The sequence below is a fragment of the Dyella sp. ASV21 genome (genome assembly GCF_016428975.1).
Lineage (GTDB): Bacteria > Pseudomonadota > Gammaproteobacteria > Xanthomonadales > Rhodanobacteraceae > Dyella.
Genome location: NZ_JAELTT010000266.1, coordinates 1 through 384, shown reverse-complemented (window position 1 = coordinate 384; position 384 = coordinate 1). Strand labels below are relative to the sequence as shown.

The following is a 384-nucleotide window of genomic DNA, read 5'->3' as shown; positions in this document are numbered from 1 at the left end:
CCCCCCCCCCCCCCCCCCCCCCCCCCCCCCCCCCCCCCCCCCCCCCCCCCCCCCCCCCCTCCATCCCACGCCGACCACCGAGAACTACACCCGAACGTTGTCGTCGGCAGCGTCAGATGTGTATAAGAGACAGAGGCCAATGCGGCCACGCAGGCCGCTCATCGCGGTCTGGTTGAACACATCGCGCACAACGGCAACCTGGTGAATACCGAGACGCTGCGTCGCGAGATGTTCGAGGACGATCGTCGCCCTGTCTCTTATACACATCTCCGAGCCCACGAGACCCGTGACCGAATCTCGGTTGCCGGGTTGGGGTGGTGGAGGGGGGGGGGGGGGGGGGGGGGGGGGGGGGGGGGGGGGGGGGGGGGGGGGGGGGGGGGGGGG

General features: G+C 72.9%; 1 protein-coding gene. It reads right to left on the bottom strand.

The genetic code is table 11. The features are described 5' to 3' along the window. Positions 1–84 precede the first annotated feature (84 nt). Complete coding sequence (locus JHD67_RS21655; RefSeq protein WP_199101196.1) at positions 85–267, bottom strand: hypothetical protein; 183 nt, start codon at positions 265–267, stop codon at positions 85–87. Between the last annotated feature and the right edge of the window lie 117 nt (positions 268–384).